The sequence below is a fragment of the Candidatus Galacturonatibacter soehngenii genome, assembly GCF_008830185.1.
GTDB classification, from domain to species: domain Bacteria; phylum Bacillota; class Clostridia; order Lachnospirales; family Lachnospiraceae; genus Lachnotalea; species Lachnotalea soehngenii.
The window spans coordinates 479318-501990 of record NZ_WAGX01000007.1; the positions used below are offsets into that span (position 1 = coordinate 479318).

At 34.1% G+C, this 22673-nt stretch carries 20 protein-coding genes, 1 pseudogene and 1 riboswitch; of the genes and pseudogenes, 17 read left to right on the plus strand and 4 right to left on the minus strand.

The window, feature by feature from the left end:
* Nucleotides 1-131 precede the first annotated feature (131 nt).
* Complete coding sequence (locus F7O84_RS16970; RefSeq protein WP_151147986.1) at nt 132-1052, minus strand: sensor histidine kinase; 921 nt, start codon at nt 1050-1052, stop codon at nt 132-134.
* A complete protein-coding gene (locus F7O84_RS16975; protein WP_151147988.1) occupies nt 1049-1732 on the minus strand; it encodes a response regulator transcription factor in 684 nt (227 codons plus the stop codon). The genes F7O84_RS16970 and F7O84_RS16975 overlap by 4 nt, the downstream gene beginning before the upstream one ends.
* 58 nt (nt 1733-1790) lie before the next feature.
* Here F7O84_RS16975 and F7O84_RS19410 point away from each other — a divergent pair, with 58 nt between their 5' ends.
* The 13 genes from F7O84_RS19410 to F7O84_RS17035 all read left to right on the plus strand — a co-directional run bounded on the left by F7O84_RS19410 (nt 1791) and on the right by F7O84_RS17035 (nt 16650).
* Nucleotides 1791-1919, plus strand: a complete 129-nt coding sequence (locus F7O84_RS19410) for a hypothetical protein (RefSeq protein WP_279238013.1) — start codon at nt 1791-1793, stop codon at nt 1917-1919.
* Nucleotides 1912-2015: riboswitch (TPP riboswitch) on the plus strand. Its footprint overlaps the gene before it by 8 nt.
* A gap of 112 nt (nt 2016-2127) precedes the next feature.
* Entirely contained in the window at nt 2128-2628 is a 501-nt protein-coding gene (gene thiW / locus F7O84_RS16980) for an energy coupling factor transporter S component ThiW (RefSeq protein ID WP_151147990.1), read from the plus strand.
* A 208-nt stretch (nt 2629-2836) separates the two neighbouring features.
* The gene (locus tag F7O84_RS16985) at nt 2837-3889 is read left to right on the plus strand and encodes a C4-dicarboxylate TRAP transporter substrate-binding protein (protein ID WP_151147991.1); all 1053 of its coding nucleotides are present in this window, start codon (nt 2837-2839) and stop codon (nt 3887-3889) included.
* A gap of 17 nt (nt 3890-3906) precedes the next feature.
* On the plus strand, nt 3907-4416 hold the full coding sequence (locus F7O84_RS16990) for a TRAP transporter small permease (RefSeq protein WP_151147993.1): 510 nt from the start codon (nt 3907-3909) through the stop codon (nt 4414-4416).
* The gene (locus F7O84_RS16995) at nt 4413-5693 is read left to right on the plus strand and encodes a TRAP transporter large permease (protein ID WP_151147995.1); all 1281 of its coding nucleotides are present in this window, start codon (nt 4413-4415) and stop codon (nt 5691-5693) included. Before F7O84_RS16990 ends, F7O84_RS16995 begins: the two co-directional genes overlap by 4 nt.
* Nucleotides 5694-5717: 24 nt before the next feature.
* The gene (yiaK, locus tag F7O84_RS17000) at nt 5718-6728 is read left to right on the plus strand and encodes a 3-dehydro-L-gulonate 2-dehydrogenase (protein WP_151147997.1); all 1011 of its coding nucleotides are present in this window, start codon (nt 5718-5720) and stop codon (nt 6726-6728) included.
* Between the two features lie 29 nt (nt 6729-6757).
* Entirely contained in the window at nt 6758-7222 is a 465-nt protein-coding gene (locus F7O84_RS17005) for a NanQ anomerase/TabA/YiaL family protein (RefSeq protein WP_151147999.1), read from the plus strand.
* Between the two features lie 16 nt (nt 7223-7238).
* The gene (locus F7O84_RS17010; RefSeq protein ID WP_151148001.1) at nt 7239-8261 is read left to right on the plus strand and encodes a zinc-binding alcohol dehydrogenase family protein; all 1023 of its coding nucleotides are present in this window, start codon (nt 7239-7241) and stop codon (nt 8259-8261) included.
* 97 nt (nt 8262-8358) lie between these two features.
* Nucleotides 8359-9051: a GntR family transcriptional regulator gene (locus F7O84_RS17015; protein WP_151148004.1), complete on the plus strand. Its 693-nt coding sequence runs from the start codon at nt 8359-8361 to the stop codon at nt 9049-9051.
* Nucleotides 9052-9182: 131 nt separating this feature from the next.
* A complete protein-coding gene (locus F7O84_RS17020) occupies nt 9183-10190 on the plus strand; it encodes a patatin-like phospholipase family protein (RefSeq protein WP_151148007.1) in 1008 nt (335 codons plus the stop codon).
* A gap of 255 nt (nt 10191-10445) precedes the next feature.
* The gene (locus F7O84_RS17025; RefSeq protein WP_192451810.1) at nt 10446-13538 is read left to right on the plus strand and encodes an EAL domain-containing protein; all 3093 of its coding nucleotides are present in this window, start codon (nt 10446-10448) and stop codon (nt 13536-13538) included.
* A gap of 97 nt (nt 13539-13635) precedes the next feature.
* Nucleotides 13636-15612 (plus strand): methyl-accepting chemotaxis protein, encoded by a 1977-nt coding sequence (locus F7O84_RS17030; RefSeq protein WP_151148013.1) that lies wholly within the window; start codon nt 13636-13638, stop codon nt 15610-15612.
* A 21-nt stretch (nt 15613-15633) separates the two neighbouring features.
* Nucleotides 15634-16650 carry an asparaginase gene (locus F7O84_RS17035; protein WP_151148016.1) on the plus strand — a complete coding sequence of 339 codons (1017 nt, stop codon included), beginning with the start codon at nt 15634-15636 and terminating at the stop codon, nt 16648-16650.
* On the opposite strand, the gene F7O84_RS17040 is transcribed toward F7O84_RS17035, so the two are convergent.
* On the minus strand, nt 16625-17530 hold the full coding sequence (locus F7O84_RS17040) for a hypothetical protein (protein ID WP_151148020.1): 906 nt from the start codon (nt 17528-17530) through the stop codon (nt 16625-16627). The two genes, F7O84_RS17035 and F7O84_RS17040, sit on opposite strands and share 26 nt — an antisense overlap.
* A 55-nt stretch (nt 17531-17585) precedes the next feature.
* Entirely contained in the window at nt 17586-18479 is an 894-nt protein-coding gene (locus F7O84_RS17045; RefSeq protein ID WP_151148023.1) for a metallophosphoesterase family protein, read from the minus strand.
* Between the two features lie 215 nt (nt 18480-18694).
* On the opposite strand from F7O84_RS17045, the gene F7O84_RS17050 reads away from it, so the two are divergent.
* From F7O84_RS17050 to F7O84_RS17060, 4 genes and pseudogenes are all read left to right on the plus strand, one after another.
* The gene (locus tag F7O84_RS17050; protein WP_151148026.1) at nt 18695-19540 is read left to right on the plus strand and encodes a DUF368 domain-containing protein; all 846 of its coding nucleotides are present in this window, start codon (nt 18695-18697) and stop codon (nt 19538-19540) included.
* 275 nt (nt 19541-19815) lie between these two features.
* A pseudogene (locus tag F7O84_RS19440) lies at nt 19816-19950 on the plus strand (LacI family DNA-binding transcriptional regulator); the annotation flags it as partial.
* A gap of 72 nt (nt 19951-20022) precedes the next feature.
* On the plus strand, nt 20023-20865 hold the full coding sequence (locus F7O84_RS17055; RefSeq protein ID WP_320411235.1) for a substrate-binding domain-containing protein: 843 nt from the start codon (nt 20023-20025) through the stop codon (nt 20863-20865).
* A 418-nt stretch (nt 20866-21283) separates the two neighbouring features.
* Nucleotides 21284-22666, plus strand: coding sequence for an ABC transporter substrate-binding protein (locus F7O84_RS17060; RefSeq protein WP_320411233.1), 1383 nt, complete (start codon nt 21284-21286; stop codon nt 22664-22666).
* The last annotated feature ends 7 nt before the right edge of the window (nt 22667-22673 follow it).

Here is a 22673-nt window from a genome sequence, read left to right on the forward strand (position 1 = left end):
TCCATTTTAAGCATTTGGTTTCACTACTTGTGTGATACCATAAAAAAACTATAACAAGAAAATCTTTCCACAATCTTTCTGTACCAAATGAAAATGTGACAGAATGGAAAGATTTTAAGGTCCTAGAAATACTAGTTGGGTTTTTGCTTTAATAAAAAGGTTGAAAATGTACTTCCTTTTCCTATTACGGAAGATAATTTTATGTATCCCCCTTCTTTGCTAATAATTTGCCTAGATAAATACAATCCAATTCCAACACCCTCCATCGTACTTACGTTAGGAGAACGATAAAAACGCTTAAATATTTTCGATTGTTCCTCCACAGCAATCCCAATTCCATTATCCTCAATATCAATGCGACAAAAAAATTCATAAGAAATAACGCGGATAAGAATGGAAGTACCACTAGAGGAGTATTTTATGGCATTGTCAAGAATATTAAGGATTGCTTCACTTGTCCATTTGTAGTCAAAGTATGCACATTCCTTTGTAGGACTTATCACTAATTTAATTTCCTTTTCCAAAGCTTTATGTTCAACCTGTTTACAGATATCTTTTAACATAGGAATAATTTCATTTATAGTAGGATGCAAAGTGAAGATATCTGTTTCTAAACGTGATGTTTTTACAAGTGAATCAATTAAAAAATTAAGTTTTAAGGCTTGCTTATTTAAGGTGTTTACACAGGCTTCACATTCTGGTGAAAGTGTTTGCTCGCTTAAAAGCTGTGAATATAACATAATATTTGAAATAGGCGTTTTGGTTTGATGAGAGATATCGGATATCAATTCTTTGATTTTATCCTTATCCTTAGCTAATTTTTTTGAGGCAGTTTCCATTCCTCTTAGATATTGTGCAAACCTGGCTTCCACCGAGGAGAGTAGACTCTCATCATAGGTATTTTCGGTAAAGGTTCCAGATATTGCAGCATCAATCATACGATTAAGGGTCACTAGTGTACGACGCTGCTTTCTACGGCTCATTAGCATAACGACTACAGCACTTACGGTACAAATGAGTAAGAGGATTACTATTATGTGTGAAAGGTTCATGTTCGATTCACCACCCATGTATACCCTACTCCGTAAATGGTTTTTATATATTCAGGTTTTGAGGGATTTTCTTCCAACTTATTACGAAGTCGCTTAATCGAGACAGAGAGTGCATTTTCATCTACATATTCGACTGCATCGGTCCAGATTCGATCAATGCACGTTTCTCTTGGAAGGATTCGTCCTTTGTTCTCGACTAAGAGCCGTAGAAGCTTTTGTTCTGTCCTACTAAGTTCAATGGGAGTATTCTTTTTAAAAAACTCGATTCGTTCAAAATCAAAACAAAAGTCGTCTAGTTCTATTTTTGTGCTAGGATATGTCACTTGTTTTCGAAGCTGAGTATGGATTCTGGCTCTTAAAATAGCCAGACTAAATGGTTTTGTAATATAATCATCTGCCCCAAGTTCAAGGCCCATTACAACATCGGTTTCCATATCGTTGGCAGTGAGCAAAATGATAGGAGTAGTATCCTTACTTTTCAATTCTTTTAGAAATTGAAGTCCATTTCCATCTGGAAGATTGATGTCTAATAGGATTAAATCATATTGCAAAGAACAAATCTGTTCTTTTGCAAAATGCAGATTCAAACATGGTGTAACTGCAATTTCATTGGTGGAAAGAGCAAGTATAATTCCATCACTTAAGGATTTATCATCTTCAATTAATAATATATTTTTCATAACAGCCTCCATAGATTAATTGAAATACGTTTGGTTGTTAGTATCATATTACTAGCCTTTGTATCGGAATGCAAATATTAAAATAAAAGAAAAGGATGAGAAATCAAAACCAACGTCTCCTAGCATAGAAGAAAACTATGACTTGACAGCACAAAGAATCAGACCTATAATAACAGCAATTAAATAGTATCGGGAGCTTGTGAGACAGGCTGAGAGGAAACTATAGTTTCGACCGTACCTGATTTGGATAATGCCAACGTAGGGATTACAATGCTATAAATTATTATATGTATTCGTATGAGATATACCTATGGGTGTATCTCATTTTTGCGTTGTAGAGGAATTCATTCCATCCATTCATATTTAATTAATTAAAAGCAGAAGGAGAGATTTGTATGAAAGTAAAGAAACTAGCATTAGCAGGTGTATTGGTGGCGATGGGGGTAGTGTGTTCTGCCTTTTATATTCCTATTGGCGTGGCAAAGGCATTTCCAGTGCAACATTTTGTAAATGTGATAGCGGCAGTTGTTTTAGGACCTGTTTATGGTGTGGGAATGGCATTTGCCACATCCTTGCTTCGTAATGTGATGGGAACTGGTAGTTTGCTAGCTTTTCCGGGTAGTATGTGCGGAGCCCTGTTAAGTGGTCTTATGTATCGTTATAGCAAAAATATTTATGGAGCGGTATTAGGAGAGATATTTGGAACGGGAATAGTAGGTGCAATTTTGGCTTATCCGATAGCAGCTTTGTTTTTATCGAGTACAGTCGCTATCTATGGTTTTATTCTTCCCTTCCTTATAAGTACTGTGGTTGGATCAAGTCTTTCGTTACTTCTATTAATTACTTTGAAAAGAAGTAGTGTATTGTTTCGGTTGCAACATGGGGAAGAAATATAAGAACATGTAAAAGTTTAATAATAGAATTAATAAGAGAATTCTAAGTCAATATTTTGGCTTAAGAATTCTCTTTTTATATAAATGTTTTGAATAAAAAAAACTAGTACAAATTCATAAAAAGCACGTTTGATTTATAGTAATTTATACATGATTGACAATAACATATTAACATGTTAACATATTATTATAAAAAGGAGGTAAATGAAGTATGAAAAAACTATTATCAATTGTTTTGGCGGGAGTGTTAACCGTATCTTTAACAGCATGTGCAGGCAAAGGAAGTTCAAGCGAAGTAGAGTCTAACTCAAATGAAACTACAAAAACAGATTCTAAGGCAGAGGTTGCCGCTACGCAAGGGAAGTATACCTTAAAGATTGGAACTGCATTAAGTGAGAACGACCCTTTGTATCAAGCCTTGGAGAATGTATTTGAAAAAAATGTAGAAGAACAAACAAATGGTGAAGTTCAGGTTGAGATTTACTCTAGCTCACAGCTTGGAAGTGATGAAGATGTTTTGGAACAGGCGCTTGTAGGGGCAGGCGTTGGTATTATTACAGATCCAGGCCGTTTAAGCAACTATGTGTATGACTTTGGTGTATTACAGGCGCCATATATTGCCGATAGCTATGAAGAGGTGCTAAAGCTATTTGCAACGGATGTATATAAAGACTTGTGTAGCCAGATTGAGCAACAAGGGTTCAATATTTTATCCTTTAATTATTATCAGGGAGAAAGAGAACTGTTTACAAAAAAACCAATTGTAGAGCCAAGTGATTTAAAAGGACAAAGAATTCGTTCTTCAGGATCACAGGTTGTAACAGCAACTTTGGAGGCTATGGGTGCGAATACAACTGTTTTAGCTTGGTCAGAGGCATATCAGGCATTACAGCAACAAGTAATTGAAGGGGTTGAGGTACATCTTTCAGCAGCAGTAGGTTCTTCTATGCAAGAGGTTACGAAATACTTATCATTTACAGGACACCAGCAGTTACTTACAGCATTAGTAATATCGGATGCTTGGATGAAGAGTTTACCAGAAGAATATCAAACAATTTTAATTGATCAGTCTTATAAGGCTGGAACTGCAGCTTCAGAAGCGGTATTAGCGAAAAACGAAGAGTACCTTCGCACATTAAAAGAAGGTGGTATTGAAGTGATTGAATGTAATAAAGAAGCTTTTAAGGAAGCATGTAATATAGCTTATGAAACACTAGGATATACACAAATTAAAGCCAAACTAGATGCTGAATTAGGTAGATAAATGTAAGGAGAGATTTGATGGTTAAGAAGTTTGAAGAGCTACTTTCTAAAATAGAAATCAGTATCGTGTGTCTGGGTTTGGGTCTGCTCATTATAACTGTGTTTGCAGCTGCAATCTTACGCTTTTTTGGTATTGACATGTCGATATCAACCGATTTGGCACAGTTGACATTTGCTTGGGTTAGTTTTATTGGTGCTGATTTAGCAATGAGGCAAAATAAACACATGGGTGTTGATATGCTAGTAAATCGATTTCCTGTAAAACTTAGAAATGCCATATTTTTATTTAATTCTTTGTTAATGTTAGCGTTTCTTTTGTTTGCAGTATATTATGGAGTTAATTTATGTATTATAAATGCAGCAAGAAAATATAATACACTTTATATCAGTTATTCCTTTGCGACTGCTAGCTGTCCTGTTGGATGTGCATTGATGTGTCTAACCGTTGTAAAAAACATTGTCACATATGTGAAAAATTTTGTGAAAAACGATTATTCTAGTATTGAGAAGGGAGAAATCATAGCATGATATGGTTAGGATTAACATTTATTATACTTCTCGCAATCGGTATGCCAATTGCTTTAACAGTAGGAATATCAGCACTTGTTTTCTTTGTGATTGAGAATGTACCAGTGCAAATTGTAGTTCAAAAAATGGTAAGTAGTACACAATCCTTCTCATTATTAGCAGTACCGTTCTTTGTATTGGCAGGAAATCTTATGAATGAAACGGGTATTACATCGAGACTGATTAAGTTTGCAACATTGGTAACAGGACATATGCGTGGTGGACTTGCCCAGGTATCAGTTGTATTATCTTGCTTGATGGGTGGAATATCTGGGTCTGCCACAGCAGATGCCGCAATGGAAAGTCGAATTTTGGGTCCTGATATGGAGAAAAGAGGATACTCAAAAGGGTTTACTGCGGCGATACTAGCCATGGGAGGATTAATTACTTCCACTATCCCACCTAGCCTTGGACTGATTTTATATGGAGTAACTGGTGAGGTATCAATCGGTAGATTGTTTATGGGAGGAATAATACCAGGGTTTTTAATGACAGTTGCGTTGATGTTTGCCGTAGCCAAAATTTCTAAAAAGCGAAGTTATGTGAAGGAACACGAGCATTTTCCAACGATAAAAGAGGTATTAAAAGGTTTATTAGATAACATTTGGGCTCTTATATTTCCAGTGATTTTAATTGTTGGAATACGATTTGGTGTATTTACCCCATCGGAGGCAGGAGCTTTTGCAGTAGTATATGCAATATTCGTAGGAGTATTTGTATATAAGGAACTTACATTTAAAGTTATGGTAGAATGCTTAAAGCAAACAGCAGTTGATTTGGCAGTAATTATGTTTATTATCATATGTTCCAATGCATTTGGCTATGCAATTGTTACAGGGCGTTTACCTCAAACATTAGCCAACTTAATTATACAAACATCAAATAATAAATACATTGTACTAACAATTATTATGATTTTTGTTTTTATAGTAGGAATGTTTATGGAAGCAACAGCAAATGTTTTGTTATTAACGCCAATATTCTTACCAATTATAACGCAATATGGAATTGATCCTGTTCATTTTGGAGTTATGTATATGATCTTAATCACCATGGGAGGTATGACTCCGCCAATTGGAGTTACGATGTATACCACTTGTTCCATACTAGAGTGCCCTGTTGAGAAATATACAAAAGAATCCATTCCTTTTGTAGGAGCGATTGTAGTACTACTTGTCATTCTAGCAGTATTTCCACAGTTAGTATTATTTTTACCAAATTTAATTTATGGAGCTTAAATTAATGTATAAAGGAGAACACTTATGAGATTAACATTCGAAGAAATTCAATCAGAAATTAAACGTGTATTTATAAAATACGGGCTTTCAGAGGAAAAAGCAGATATCTGTGCGAGAATCCACACAGAATCAACCTATGATGGGATTTATTCCCATGGAACGAATCGAGTAGCAAGGTTTGTAGATTATATAAAAAAGGGTTGGGTAGATGTAAATGCAGACCCGACACTTGAAAAAGATTGTGGTGCCATTAAAGTATATAATGGAAATATGGGGCCGGGAATACTAAATGCATTGTTTGCATGCGACCGTGCTATGGAAATGGCAGACCAGTATGGAATTGGTATGATTGGACTTAAAAATACCACTCATTGGATGAGAGGTGGCACTTATGGTTTATATGCAGCAAGGAAGGGGTATGTTGCCATTATGTGGACAAATACTGAAGCTTGTATGCCACCATGGGGAGCAAAAGAATGCCGTTTAGGAAACAACCCTTTTGTTATGGCTCTTCCTGGAAATGACAATCAACCTGTACTTCAACTTGACATGGCAATATCACAATACGCCTATGGAAAACTTCAGGTAACAAGATTAGCGGGCAAAAAGCTTCCTTTCCCGGGTGGATTCGATAATGATGGCAATTTAACAGATGATCCAGGAGCAATTGAAGAGTCCATGAGAATTTTACCAATAGGCTATTGGAAGGGTTCAAGCTTTTCCTTTATGTTAGATGTATTAGGTGCTGTGTTAACAGATGGAGTTGGTGCGGCTGATTTGGATGCAGCTACAAAAGGAAGCTGTGGCGGATGTTCACAGGTTATGATTCTGATTGATCCTAAAAAAATTACGGACGGTGATAGTATGACAAATACCATTACCCGTGCAATTGAATATTTAAAAAGTGCAGAGCTTGCAGAAAATTCAAAAGGAATTATGGCTCCTGGAGAAGATTATATTCAGTTTAACAAAGATCACGATGAAAATGGAATATTTGTAGACGATGGTGTTTGGGAAGAAATCAAATCGCTATAGTTAACAGATATAAAAGGAGAGGAGCGCCTATGATATTTGATCAAATAAAACATGCACCTCGATATTATCAAACCAATCATAATATTAAGACTGCATTGGAATTTATAGAAAAGAATGCAAAAGGTGATACGTTAGCAGATGGAAAATATGAATTGGTGCCTGGAGAAGTAACTGCCTTCGTCATAACAAAGGAAACAGTTAAACAAAGCCAAGCAAAGATGGAGATTCATAAAAAATATATGGATATTCATTATGTCATCAATGGTTGTGAAGTATGTGGAATTGCACCGATTATGGATAATCCTGAAGGTGTAATTCCATATGACGAGCAAAGTGATAATGGTTTTTTTGAATGTGAGAATTCATTTCAGGTAAAGGTAGGTGAGGGAGAATTCTATGCTGTATGGCCAATGGAACCCCACAGACCACTATGCAATGTATTTGAAGAAAGCATAGTTGTACGAAAAATCATATGTAAAGTTAAAGTAGATTAGAAAGAAGTGGTTAACGATGAAAGGGATTCAAATCGAGCATCCAAATAAATTAAAAATAATTGATATGAATATGCCTGTTCTAACTAAAAAGAACAATGTGTTGATAAAAATAAAGGCAGCTGGAATCTGTGGATCAGATATTTCCATTTATCATGGAACCAATGCAGCTGCCACCTATCCAAGAGTGATTGGTCATGAAATGGTAGGAGAAGTCGTTGAGATTGGAGAAAATGTAAAAAAGCTACACGTTGGGGATAGGGTAATTATTGACCAAGTTACAAACTGCGGCAAATGTTATGCTTGCAAGGCAGGAAGAGGAAATGTGTGTGCAGACTTACAAGTTAGAGGTGTTCATATTGATGGAGGATATAGAGAGTATATGTCTGTTGCGGAGAGTGATTGCTATATTATCCCAGATAAATTGTCATATGAAGATGCTGTCTTAATTGAACCAACTACAATAGCAATTCAAAGTTGCTCAAGAGCAGAGCTTACTGCAGATGATACCTTGTTAATTTTAGGATATGGAGCCCTTGGAAGTAGCATATTAAGAATTGCAAAAATATCAGGAGCAAAGATTATTGTAGCTGATGTAGTCGGTTCAAAATTAAAAGAAGCGTTAGACAATGGAGCGGATTATATCATTAACCTTTCAAAAGAAGATATCGTAAGTAAAACAAAGGAATACAGCGACGGATATGGTGCTACGGTTTGCATAGACGCTGCATGCACAAAAGATTCTTTGGCAACATTACTAGATGTGGTTGGAAATGCAGGAAGGGTAATAACAATGGGCTTTTCTGAGCAGCCAACTTCAATTACTCAATATAAGATCACTTCGAAAGAAATTGATGTACGTGGATCAAGGCTTCAAAACAAGAAGTTTCAAAAAGCAATTGATTATATAAATGAAAATCAATTGGATATAACCGGAAGTATATCACATAGGTTTTATTTTGAAGATGCACAAAAAGCATTTGACTTTATTGATACGAAAGACTCTTCCATTAGAAAAGTTATTCTTTATTTTGAAAAATAATATAAAACAGAAATTACTTTTCTAATGGATTTGACAAACATAAAAAACTTTGATATAAAAAACATAAACATAAAAATTTGAATATAGGGGTTTAAGAATGCATCTATTAAAAAGGTTTTCAAATGAAACAGCTCGTGAGTATGCATATAGGATGTTAAGAGACAATATCATATCTCTTGAATTAGTCCCAGGGAGTACTGCAAGCGTATATGAGTTATCTGAAAAGTTAGGAATTAGCAGAACGCCAGTTAGAGAAGCCTTATTGGAACTAAATAGGACTGGAATTATTGAGGTTTACCCCCAAAAAGGCAATGTAATATCATATATTGACTTTGAAGCTGCAAACGAAGCAAGATTTCTTCGTTTGGCAATTGAGCGAGCTATATTAGAAGAGGTATGTGATTTGGTTACAGAAAAGGATTTTGAAGAGTTAGAATTTAATATTCAACTGCAAAAAGTAGCATTACAAAATCATCATACGGATAAATTATTAGAATTAGATAATGAATTTCATTTGAAACTATTCCAGATTGCAAATAAGGAACGTTTGTTTTATATCAAAGATTCTTTATATATTCATTTTGACCGAATAAGAAGTATAAGACTTGCTGCGATAAATGATGATAGAATTGTATGTGAACATAAAAAAATAATTAAGGCTCTAAAAGATAAAAACAAAGAAGAACTAAGACATGCAATTGATAGTCATTTAAGTGGATATTCAAAAGAGGAGCAAGATACTATACGAAAGGCCTATCCTGAATATTTCTTGGAAAACCAAATTAAATAATAAGCTATATTCAACATTATATATGAATCAATAAACTGCCTATTATAAGGCAGTTTTATTATATAAAAAGATAATTACTCTTTATTTAAAAGACATCTTTCACCATTTTAACGACAGGTGCGTATACTACAATGGGGGTGATTATTCTGAATAAGCGAATCAATGCTGTATTTGAAGGCGGAGGTATGCGAGGAATTGGTCACGTAGGTGCAGCCTGCATTTTTGAAAAAAAGGGATATGAATTCGTTAATTTAGCAGGGTCTTCTGCGGGAGCAATTGTTGCGTCACTTTTAGCTGCAGGTTATACTTGTGAAGAAATAAGAAAAGAGATGGATCATGTTAATTACATGAAGTTTAAGCAAGAATCCTTATTAGATCGGATCGGAACCATAGGAAAAGTAATCAGCATTCTTTATCATTATGGGATTTATAGTGCAGATTATTTTGAAGAGTGGTTAAATGACTTACTAAAAAAGAAAGGAAAAGTTACATTTAAAGATATAAAGACAGAAATAAATCCTTGCGGTGATGTGCCTTATCGCCTGCAGATTACAGCTTCTGATCTTACTGAACAAAAGCTTTTGATTTTGCCAAATGATTTGAAGGATTTTTGCATTGATCCTGATACTTTCCCGATTGCAAAGGCAGTACGTATGAGTATGAGTATACCCATTTTTTATGAGCCGTATCGATTAATGGATTGTAACGGTAAAGAACATTACATAGTAGATGGTGGACTACTTAGCAACTATCCGATATGGATCTTTGATAAGGTAAAAGCTTATCCACCTTGCCACACAATAGGATTTAAATTTATTGATGAAGCACAAGAGACAAAACGAGAAGTTAAAGATATGAAAATGAATATTATAGAATATATTTGGTCTTTGGCCTCGACAGGTTTAAATGCAAAAGATAAGCAATACATTTCTGCGTCAAAAGGTGATTATCAAAGAACAGTTACGATTCCAACTATCATACAATTAGACGGAAAAGAGAAAAATATTGGTGCAACTGATTTTGGAATATCGGATAAGGAAAGTGATGCTTTGTTTTATAATGGGAGTAAGGCAGCAAGGCATTTCTTGGATGTATGGAATTATGATCAGTGGAAAAAAACATATCAAAGTTCAGATTAACCTTAAAAGTGAATATTGATATAGATGAAAAGAAGCACTGATTTACATAGTGCTTCTTTCTGTGAAAAAAATGTTGAAATATAAATCCATCTAAAGTACTATGTTTACTGGGATTGCTATTTGTTATTGTGCAATAATAGCACTATATTCTGGAAAAATGATTGACTTGTTATATGGAATAAGTTAAATTGTTAATATCAGATTCGATAAAATTCAACATATTATGTTGAAATTATAGTTAGGATGAGGAAGTATATGAATAATTTATCTGTTTTAATCTATGGGATATATTTTGTAGCGGCATCGTTTAGTATTGGAATGGGAGTCTATTTTCTGTACAAGAATATTAATACAAGTTTAAATAAACTAGCTTTTTTGTTTTGTACGTCCTTAAGCTGTTGGTGTTTTGGAGCAGCACTTTCTTTGGTAGCTAAAAGTGATGAGATAAGTTTTCTATGGGTTAGATTCTCTGCAATTGGAATGGCAACATTTTATGCGTTTTTAATCCATTATATTTTGATTTTAACCAATCAAGAAAAATTTTTAAAAAAGAAAGGATCAAAGTTCCTTCTTTATTTACCATGTGCAATTGCTGTTTATATAGTAGCCATTTCAGAACCTATTACAAAACAACTCTATACCTTGATTAAGACTCCGATTGGCTATGTATTTGTTATCGAAAATGGAATGTGGAATTACCTTTTTGATTTATATTCACTTAGCTCAATGGTACTTGGAATACTACTGGTTTATTTCTGGAAAAAACAATGTAATGATATGAATCAGAGAAAACAAGCATATTTACTTTTATTAACCTATTATATCGCTTTTTGTTCGATTGCAGTAACGAAATTGTTGGATATATTTTTAGAGCATCATTATTTTTATATTATTACACCGTTGATTTTTATCTTCCCTATTTTTGGTATTTTTTATTCCATACGAAATTATAACTTGATGAAAGCAGATTCTTGGATTGAGGACAATGTATTTGTTGAACAGTTTCGAACAAAGATTATCAGATACTTGGCACAAGCATTTGTTTTTGGAGGAATGCTATATCTGTTAACACAATTTATATATCATAAACAAGCTAATTTGTTTCAAGTCATTGGATTTACATTTATTTTAGTTTTATTTGGTGCTGGCATATATTTGGTACATCGATACATACCAAAAAAAGAGTTGAAGATAATATTGTATTCGGTAATACTTTCTTTTGCAATACCAGTTATCACCTTAAGATTTGCTGATGATGGAGCTATTACAGTATGGGCGTTTTCGTTTATAATTATAATAGCAACACTTCTTTTTAACAATGCAACAATACTTACCATGGTATCTACATCGATCATGTTTACGCAGTTTTATCTGTGGATATTTGCTCCTTACAAAGAGGTTGCTTTGGATAACTCCGATTTTTTTGCACGAGTTGGTTTAATCGGAATTACAATTATGTTAATTCAACACATAAATAGGATTTACTTGCTAAGGCTTAATCAGCTGTCAGAAAAAGTACAGGCCCATGATCTCTTGTTTTTGGTATCCTCTCATGTGATTCAAGTCAACAATGAAAATACAAAGGAAAAGATGAAAGAGGTATTGAATTTAATCTGTGATTATGTTCAGGCAGATAGAGCCCACATCTATTTTAGAGAAACACAAGAATTAGCAGAGGATGAAGCTTATTACTTCTGGTGCAACGAAGGAAACAATAATGTAGATAGATACTCATTGCAAGATATTAATATAGTTAGATTTCCATGGATTAAACAACAACTAAAAGACAATGGAGTGGTTTTAGTATCAAATGTAGACGAATTAGCCAAAGAAGCAGAAGCAGAAAAAATATTCTTGCTGAATCAGCAGGTAAAATCTGTATTGATAATACCCCTGAAAAGGCAAGAGCATAACATTGGTTTTTTAAGAATCGATTACGTATCAAATAAAAAGAAGTTCGACGAATCCTTTACAAAGATATTAATGACGATTGGAAATATTTTGGGAGAAGCTCATATAAAAATCTGCTCTGAGAAAAAAATGGAAAAAATGGCATATTATGATCAGCTAACCAATATTCCAAATAGACAGATGTTTTCGAAATGCATCAATCAAGTAATTGAAAAGTCTCATCAAAACGGAGGTTTGTTTGGCATTATTTTTCTTGATCTTGATTCATTTAAAATTGTAAATGACACACTCGGTCACCATTACGGAGATAAAATACTGATTATGATTGCGGACAGGCTTGCTAAATGTATTCGTAAGACCGATACAGTTTGTCGTTTTGGTGGAGATGAATTTTTAATTATGCTAAATGATGTTACCTGCAAAGCGGATATCGAAACCGTTGCAGCCAAAATCATCAAACAACTAGAACAACCTTTATATATTGAAGAACAAGAATTTAATATTACTGCAAGTGTTGGTATTTCAATTTTCCCAGTAGATGGTATGGATAATGATACCCTAATTAAGAATGCAGATATTGCTATGTATAAAGCAAAAACGAGTGGAAGAAATCAATTTGTTTTTTGCTCACCAGAGATGAAAGAAGAGATTGAGCAGTCACTTATTCTTACGAACAATTTATATCATGCGCAAGAAAGAAGTGAGTTTTCAATTGTGTATCAACCGCAGGTTGCAATCGAAACAGGAGAAATTATTGCAGTGGAAGCACTAGCTAGATGGTATCATCCAGAACTTGGAATGATATCACCAGGAATCTTCATTCCGATTGCGGAACATACGAGCTTGATTAATTCTATTGGAGAATGGGTTCTTAAAACGGCTTGTGCGCAGAATAAGAAATGGCAAGAACAAGGCCTAAAGCCAGTGAGGATGGCAGTTAATGTTTCTGTAAACCAACTTCTTAATTCTAATTTTACAAATATTGTTATGAAGGTTTTGGAAGAGACAGGTCTGGAAGCAAGGTACTTAGAGCTAGAAATTACTGAAAATGTTGCAATGCAAGAGTCGGAATATATCATTGAAGTACTAACAAAACTAAAGACTTTAGGGGTTTCTTTAGCTATTGACGATTTTGGTATTGAATATTCTTCCTTAAACCGTATTAAGATGTTACCAATCGATCGTTTAAAGATTGATATGCATTTCATAAAAGGTATCTTAACTTGTGACAAGGATAAAGTAATCGTTGATGTAATTATAAAGCTTGCCAAGGACTTAAAACTAAAAGTCATTGCAGAAGGCGTTGAAACCATTGAACAACTAGACTACCTAATTGAGAAAAAGTGTGATGAAGTACAAGGGTATTATTTTTACAAACCATTATCCGATGATGAAATAACCAAAGTATTGACAAATTTGACCAATAATAGACAGTAAAATAAAAGATATTTTGCGAATTTTTGTATTTTTTTCTTTTCCTTTGATATGTTATGATAGTATAGTATTTACGAATTAGCATATTGGAGGAATTTTTATGAAATTACGAACATTACTTACTCTTGCATTTACCTGCATCATTATTAGTGCAATCTCGGTTTTGGCTATTTACGCAGATTATGTAGTTCAAAATCAAACAGAAGCTAAAATTGAAGAGAAATTGTCTTCAACAGTAACACATTTGGAAGATAGTATTGAAGGCTGGCTTATGAGCAAGGTGCAGATTGTAGAAGCTCTCGCAGCATTACAAAGTGAGGAAATCGGAAGTGAAGTTACTCCAAATTATTTAAACCAAATTCTTCAAACAGCTAGTAACAAAGGAATTGTTTCAGATATATACATTGGGACAGAAGAAGGAAGAATGATTGTTGGCTCGTTATGGGAGGTGCCACCTGATTTTGATCCCAAGCAAAGACCTTGGTATCAGGAAGCGCAAAACAGTGATGGCATTATCTTTACGGATACTTATGTAGATGCTCAAACACAGCAAATTACCATTTCAATTGCATCCGCAATTCGTTCTAAAACAGGAGATATGCTTGGCGTTATTTCTATCGACTTACGACTTGATGCAATAACGAATCAGGTAAATGCCCAAAAGATTGGTGAATCAGGGTATGCGTTTTTAATAGATGAAAACGGTGTGTTTTTGGCACATCCTGACAAAACTCTTTTAAACACAAATATTTTGGAGGTACCAGGATTAGAGAAACTAGGACAAAAACTTCTTTCTAAGGATTCAGGTAATGAAAAATATACATTAAATAATGAGAACAAAGTAGTTACATTTAAAAAACTAGAAGGAACTTCTTGGATAATTGGTGCTACCATACCGGAGAAGGAAGTTTATCAAGAACTTACAACCGTTCGTGTCTCCTTTGTTGGTATTTCAATTATACTATTAGCAATCATTCTAGTTGTTGCAATTGTTACTTCTAATATTTTAACGAGACCTATTAAGAATATGACAAATGCAGCGATACAGGTTGCAAATGGACAACTTAACATACAGATAAAGGAAGATGGTGCAAAGGAAATTCGTGAATTAGCCAATGCCTTTAACCGTATGTCTCATAATATCAGAAATCTGGTATTAGAAATTTCTGAAGTAGCAACTATGGTAGATTCTTCCTCCAATGAAGTGAATGAATTGATTGCAAGCACAAAGAATATATCTGATGATATATCAAATACTACAAATGAGTTAGCAAAAGGCGCGCAAGAACAATCTCAATCCGTAACAATTGGAGCAGAGATGGTGAATCAGATTACGGAGTCAATTAATCGAATTACAAAGGATAGTGAAGAATCCTATGAAAAGATTAATGATGTAAATAATTCTGTTATGAATGGTTTAAGGGTAATAGATAACCAAGCTGACTTAATGAAAAATAATAAAAAGTCAACCTATAAGATGAAAGATGCAATTAATCAATTAGAAGAAAAATCACATGTCATTAAAGAAATTGCCGAAGTAATAGGAGAAATTGCGAATCAGACGAATTTGCTATCCTTAAATGCTGCAATTGAAGCTGCTAGAGCAGGAGAAAATGGTAAAGGCTTTGCAGTTGTAGCAGATGAAGTGAGAAAGCTTGCAGAACAATCAGCTAAATTCAGTGGTGAAATAGGAGCGTTATTAAAAGATATTCAGGAAAAGACCTTGCAAAGTGTTGATGAAGTAGCACAGGTGCAAAAAATAGTGGATGAGCAGGAGATATCATTAGAAGAAACCAGAAAACTTTATATCGATATCGAAAATAAAATGCATGATGTAGTAGAAAGAACGGTTCGTATTACGGAAGAGACAAAGCAAATACAAGAGCAGTCAGAGCAAGCTTCAAATTCAATTGAAGAAGTAGCAGCCGTAACACAGCAAAGTGCCGCAGCAACCCAAGAAGTTGCAAGTTCTACACAAGAACAAAATGATGCGGTTATGAAAATAAATGATGAAGTTGAAGTGCTTGTAAAAAAAGCAAATGAACTACTAGACGTCATTCAACAGTTTCATATCTAGAATAGCTTAAAGGATGAAATTATGAAAAAAATATTATTAATCGCAACGGGTGGTACCATTGCTTCTTCTGAAAGTGAAGCGGGGTTGCTACCAACAATTGATGCAAAACAAATTCTAGAATATATACCAGATATTGAATCGATTTGTCATTTGACAGGTATATCTATTATGAGTATAGACAGTACCAATATGAATCCAAAACGAATGGTTCGAATTGCAGAAGCAATCAATGATAACTATAAGGATTATGATGGGTTCGTAGTTACTCATGGAACGGATACGATGGGATATACGGCGGCGGCATTGACGTATATGCTTGAGAATGTCAATAAGCCAGTTGTTTTAACTGGCTCTCAAATTGCTATTGAAGCAATGAATACAGATGCAAAGAAAAATTTATCAGATGCCATTCGCTTTTCCTGCGAGGAACTTAGAGGTGTTTTTGTTGCCTTTGATGGAAAAATGATAAGTGGTACACATGCTGTCAAGATGAAAACAAGGAGTATGGACTCTTTTAAAAGTATTAATTTTCCAGCCGTTGCAGACATTATGCTTGGAAAAATAACCGTTAACAGTGCTTTAAACTATGGAAACCATTGGGAAAAGCTTGAGGATAGTAACACAAATACGTTTCAAATAAAAACAAATTTATGTGAAAACATCTTTATATTAAAGCTATTTCCTGGTATGAAGCCTTCCATATTTTCTTTTATTAAAGAAAATTATAAAGGAGTCATCATTGAAAGTTTTGGTATCGGCGGTATTCCAAGTGAGGAATATGACATAGTTTTGGAAGTGTCAAAGTTAATTGAAGCAGGAATTGCAGTGGTAATCACAACACAATGCCTTTATGAAGGAATTGATTTAAATATTTATGCGGTTGGTAAAAGACTTGCAAAACAAGAGGTAATCTATGCAGCAGATATGACTACCGAAGCCCTTTCCATGAAACTGATGTGGGCTCTTGGAAATTATCAAAATCTAAAAGACGTCAAACAATTTATTGAGACACCTATTTTTGCAGACCGAAATTACTAAAATTTAAATTCAAATCAGGATTTAAAATGGATAATTTAAGCTGTTGATCTTGTGGTTTAAGGAGATTCATTTTTTGAAAAGTACCCTTAATACAAACATTTTCATGAAGTAGAATATCATAACCATTGGTGATACGTATAAAATCAAAGCGATAGCTTGCTTTGGGATTAGAAGCATAAACATATACTATATTACCCTCATGCTTTACTTGGTCGATTTGTGTTATTAACTCATACCAATCTTTGTAGACAAAAGTTACTAAACTAGTCGCAGAATAAATCCATCCATGATCAGGCGCGCAAAGAAAATCCTCTGGAAGACTGCTAATTTTACTAATCTTCCAGCCTGATACAGCGTTAAACGTAGTTGAAATAATACCATAATGGTATACAAAGTAACTGCCTATTCTTAATGTAGTAAGCTGTTCTAAAGCAGAGGGACCTGTAATTGATTCTATTTCAAACATATAATAACAGGTGTTAAAATTTGTTGTTCCAGGATGAAATGCTTTATGTAAATTTAATAGTGTAATATGCCCAATGCCCTGAAAAGAATGTATAAATTCTTCCAAGGGCATTTGTGCTTGCAGACTAGGCGTAAGCAATTCATAGGCGTAGGGATAAGGCAAAAGAGAATCACCAATTGACCCGCACCCACCAAGATAACCAGGCATGTTTGAAGCATTTGCTAAAATCCCAAAGTAAGCTAAGATTACATCCTTACCATTTTTAAAAATTTTGTTAATAAAAGGAGGAGCATCATAGTCTTTTACAAAATCAGCAAACACATAAGGATTATCAACTGGCGGGCATTTGGAAGGCCTTCGAAATCGTTTTGTAGAGTATTCATTTAAATTTGAATTATAATATAAACATGTCATAGTTTATCACCCCTTTTAAAAGGTATATGAAGGAGGAGACATGATTATAACATGTTTATCGCAAATCGTAGGTTTCAATTGGTTCTGGACCGCGGATAACGTAACGTTCAATGTGTAATACTCCTTTTGGATCACAGCGTACTCTCCAGTCAACCATCATGATTTGATTATCTTTGATTTCGATTCCCGTAATGCCTTTTGAGTGAATGCAGCAACCTGAGTTAAAATAAGGCAGCGTATTTTTTTTAGGAAATCTTGGTCGGTGAGTATGTCCGCAAATCAGCATTATTTTGTGATTGCGAATCCATTCTTTATAGGTTCTTTCTACCTTATGTCTCGTAAATTGATTCCTTGCAGGACTAGCTGGGTTGTGAAAGCCTACAACATGTAGATAGCGCCAGAAATAACGTAAGGTAAACATAGATATCATCCATAGTTGATCGTTCATTAAATCACCTTGATGCCCGTGTACTACAAATATTTCTTGTTTTGTTTTTTTGTGTTTCAAAATCAATGCCTCACAAGGCTTGATTCCAGTTAGAAGCTCTTTTGTGTTGCGATTGTATTCATCGTGATAGTAATAATATGTTTTCTCTACAAACTTTTTGTTTCTTAAAAAAATATTATGATTTCCATATAAAAGAATGAATCGATTATCGTCATAAAACTTTTTGATTTCCAAAAAGATATCGCTGTGTGCGAGTCGTATTAATTTAAAATCTGGATACTCCCACATTTCATCTCCGTCACCTACCTCAACATAGGTATAGCCATGATTATAATAATAATTGAGTGCATGTAAAAGTAAAATTTGATTTCTTGCAAATTCATCTGAAACACTGTCATCACCACGATGACAATCACTAAAAAAGATATATTTGGAGTGTTTATCGAAATATTCAATTTTTGCATTTTGATATGCCTTTGATAACCTTTTATCTGTAAACATAAGTTCTCCTTACTGCTCTTGTTATTAGAACGCCAACCTTTTCTTATTACTTTATTCTTAGTATATAAGATACTAGCAATATTATTCGAAGTACAAAAAACTTACAACTTTCTTTCTTATTCTTAGTATTGTTGCGAACGGACTTATCATATGATAGAATAGGCAATATTTGAAAGGAGAAGATATTACTTTAGGCATAAGTGTATCATACGAAAATGAGAAGTAGTTTAATTATTATGTTAAAAGGGTTTATTATAGGTTCCTCAATGAGTGTTCCAGGAGTGAGTGGTGGAACAATGGCTATATTATTAGGAATTTATGATAAATTGATAAGCTCCATTAGTAACTTTTTAAAAGATATAAAAGGAAATACAATTTTTCTTGTTAAATTTTGTTTGGGTGCAGGGGTTGGAATCGGATCCTTGGCGTTTGTTATCCAGTGGTTATTGGAGAAATTTCCTTTTATGGTTTCTTTTTTCTTTCTTGGAGCTGTTATTGGTGGAATTCCTGCACTTTATGTGAAAACAAAAGAGAAAAAGTTTGGTATCTCTTCTTTTATTTATTTTGCACTAGGACTTGGTATTGTTATTTCGATTGGATTTATTCCGATAGGAAACTTAGATATAGCAAGTGGTTCTGGTACTTTGTATTACCTAATGATGTTAGTAACAGGTATTATCATAGCTCTTGCATTGGTTTTGCCTGGTATTAGTACTTCGCATATGCTATTAGTATTGGGAATGTATGATTCCATGTTGGCTGCTATTACGAACTTTGATCTTGTATATGTTGGAATATTAGGTGTTTCAACGTTAATTGGAGTTTTTTTAATTACGAAACCACTAGAGTATCTGATGAATCATTTTCCTCATCAAACCTATTGCATGATAATTGGGTTTGTCATTGGTTCTACATCAGAAATATTTAGTGAAAAGATAATACCAGCGATACCAGATTATGCAACATTAACTTGGTGGATACCATCACTTTTGATGGCGGTGGCTGCATTGGTGCTTGGTTACATCGCAATATTATCCTTGTCTAAATTTTCAAATGATTAATAAGTTAATAATAAAATTTAAACGGAGCTTGGTGCATTTTAAAGGCTGTCGGCAATGTCGACAGCCTTTAAAATACCGATTTTCTCGCACAAGAATGGTGAAAACTACATGGACATGATTTGATTCTGAACTTATAAGCCTCACTAGTAAAATGCAATAGTTTGGATTATAATAATATGAGATATCTCATATTTAAAAAGAAAAAAGTAGTATAAAGAAGTAATAGCCATAGATGAATGTAAAGGGGAATAGAGGGATAAAAAGAAAGGGAGGAGAAAATGGCAACTATCAAAGAGATTGCAAAAGCCTGCAATGTATCGGTTGCAACGGTTTCAAACATCTTAAATGGTAAACCAGGAGCCAGTGAAAAAACTAAGGAATTAGTGGAGAAGGCGATTAAGGACTTGGATTACACGCCTAATTATGTGGCGAAGCATTTAAAAATGAAGAACACAAGAAGTATTGGAGTCATTGCAGAAGATATGACGATTTTTAGTATTCCAGATATTATTGATGGAATTACAAAGCATTGCGAAGAAGAGGATTATCAGATATTATTGACAAATCTGCGTTTATATAAAAAGTACGAGGATCGGTATTATAATCGAGATGATTATTTTGAGCTGGTACAAAAAGAAATTCGAAAGTTAATGGCAAAGCAAGTAGAGGGTATTATATATGTATCTGCGCATGAACGTGTCATACAATGCATTCCAGATAATCTTACCATTCCGGCTGTGATGGCTTATGGATATACGAAAAGTGCAAAAGTGCCATCGATTGTAGTAGATGAAATACACGGATCTTATCAAATGATTCAATATTTGATTGAAAATGGGCATAAAAAAATTGGTCTTATTACTGGCAAGCCAGATAGTATTCACGCACAAGAGCGCTTAAAGGGCTATCAAAAAGCATTGTTTGATTATCAGATATTATTTGATCCAGAACTAGTTTACGAAGGAGATTGGACAAGAAAATCAGGCTATCAAAAAACAGACGAATTGTTGCAAAAAAAGGTGACAGCTATTTTTTGTATGAATGATATCATGGCTGGAGGGGTCTATGATCGACTCGGTGAACTTGGTTTGGAGGTAGGCAAGGATGTTTCGATTGTGGGATATGATAATAGAGAGGTTTCAAGCTATTATCAGCCACCTTTGACTACGATTAACCTACCCCTTCATGATATAGGATATCGAGCAAGTGAGTTGATGATACAAATGTTAGAAGGGAAAGAATTCCTAAGTGAAAGAGAGAGTATTTTTTTAGTAGAATGCCAAAGACAAATTCGAAAATCGGTTAGAAGACTTAATTCGTATTGATTTATTTTTTTAGAGATAAATACAAAAAAATGAAACAAGCTATTCAGAGGAAAAATAGTTTGTTTTATTTTTTTACTTATATTGTACAATGTGCACTTGTTAAACGTTTTAAAAAATATATTATATAGTAAAAAATACTTTACAACATATGGAAATTATGTTATAAAAGTATTAATAAATAAAATATTTGCCATAATACTAAACTAAATTAAGAAAAATTATTATAAAATGATAGGAGATAAATTTTTTGCAATAGAAACCAATAAGTTTATATTAAACGTTTAACATAATGGAGAGGGAGAAGTATATATTAAAAAGTAATATTTCAGTAAATGTTAGTTTGGCTACTAATACAAGATAATAATATGAGGTATTAAGGCAGAAAGAAATCTCTGCTTGATATAAGGAGTTAAGTAAAATGAAAAAAATGGAGGAAGGTAAAATGAAAAAGAAGGTATTATCAGTGGTTCTTAGTTTGGCAATGACGGCGACGCTTTTTGGATGCGGTAATTCCAGTACGAATACGTCCACAAAAGGACCAGGAGCAGCTGGCACCACCGAAATGGAGGTGGAAGGGGAGGATGTTACCACCCTTAATGTTTGGACGTTTATAGAACTACACCAAAAGTTTTATACTGATATGGCAGAAAAATGGAACGAGGAACACCCAGATCAAAAGGTAAAATTAGTACTTAGCAACATGGCATATGATGATATGCATAACAAGCTATCACTCGCATTAGAATCTGGTGAGGGAGCACCAGATATCGTTGATATTGAACTTGGTAAATTCCCTTCTTTTTTACAAGGAGATATTGGACTTAGAGATTTGACAGATGTGATGGCTCCTTATAAGGATAAGGTGGTTCAGGCAAGACTTGATATTTACTCTAAAGATGGTAAGTACTATGGACTACCAACTCACGTTGGAGCAACGGTTGCTTTTTATAATACCGAATTATTAGAAGCAGCAGGAATCAATTATGAAGAGATTAAGACTTGGGATGATTTTAAGAATGCTGGTGTGAAATACTTTGAAGCAACAGGAAAGTACTTTGCAACCATAGAAACTACTGCACAGTGGATGATTAATTTGATGTTAGCTCAAAAGGGCGGGGGATATCTGGATGCAAGCGGTAATTTAGATATCAACAATGATAAAATGGTAGAAGTATTAACTTACATAAAAGGAATGCAAGATACAGGTGCGTTTAGTGTGGTTCCAGGCGGTCAGCCAGATAACGAAGAAGCTTATCCATCCTATAACACTGGAGAATATGCGGTACAGATTATGCCATTTTGGCAGACTTCACGTTTTCTAAATTATATGACTGATTTATCAGGCAAAGTAGCAATTGCACCAACACCTGTATGGAATACTTCTGATAACGAGTTTAAATCAATTGGTGGTGGTGGAACCGGTACAGCTATTATAGCATCTGGTGAAAATGCAGATCTTGCGGCGCAGGTAATGGCCTATATTAAATTATCTGCAGAAGCAAATGAAGAAGTTTGGAATGTACTTGGCTTTGATCCAGTAAATACTGAAGTTTGGGCGAATACACAATTGACTCAAAATCCTGAAAACCAATTCGTAAAATATTTTAAAAATTATCCTTTTGATTCTTTGAATGCAATCAAAGATAACATTGGAACCATTGGTGATATGTCGAATGAAAAATGGCCATCGATTAACAATGAGTTTTGTACCGTTACACTTAACAATATTTTTGAAAATGGAATGGATGTAAAAGAAGCACTTGATGAATCACAAGCTACCTTGGAAAATGAATTTCAATAAAAGTAAT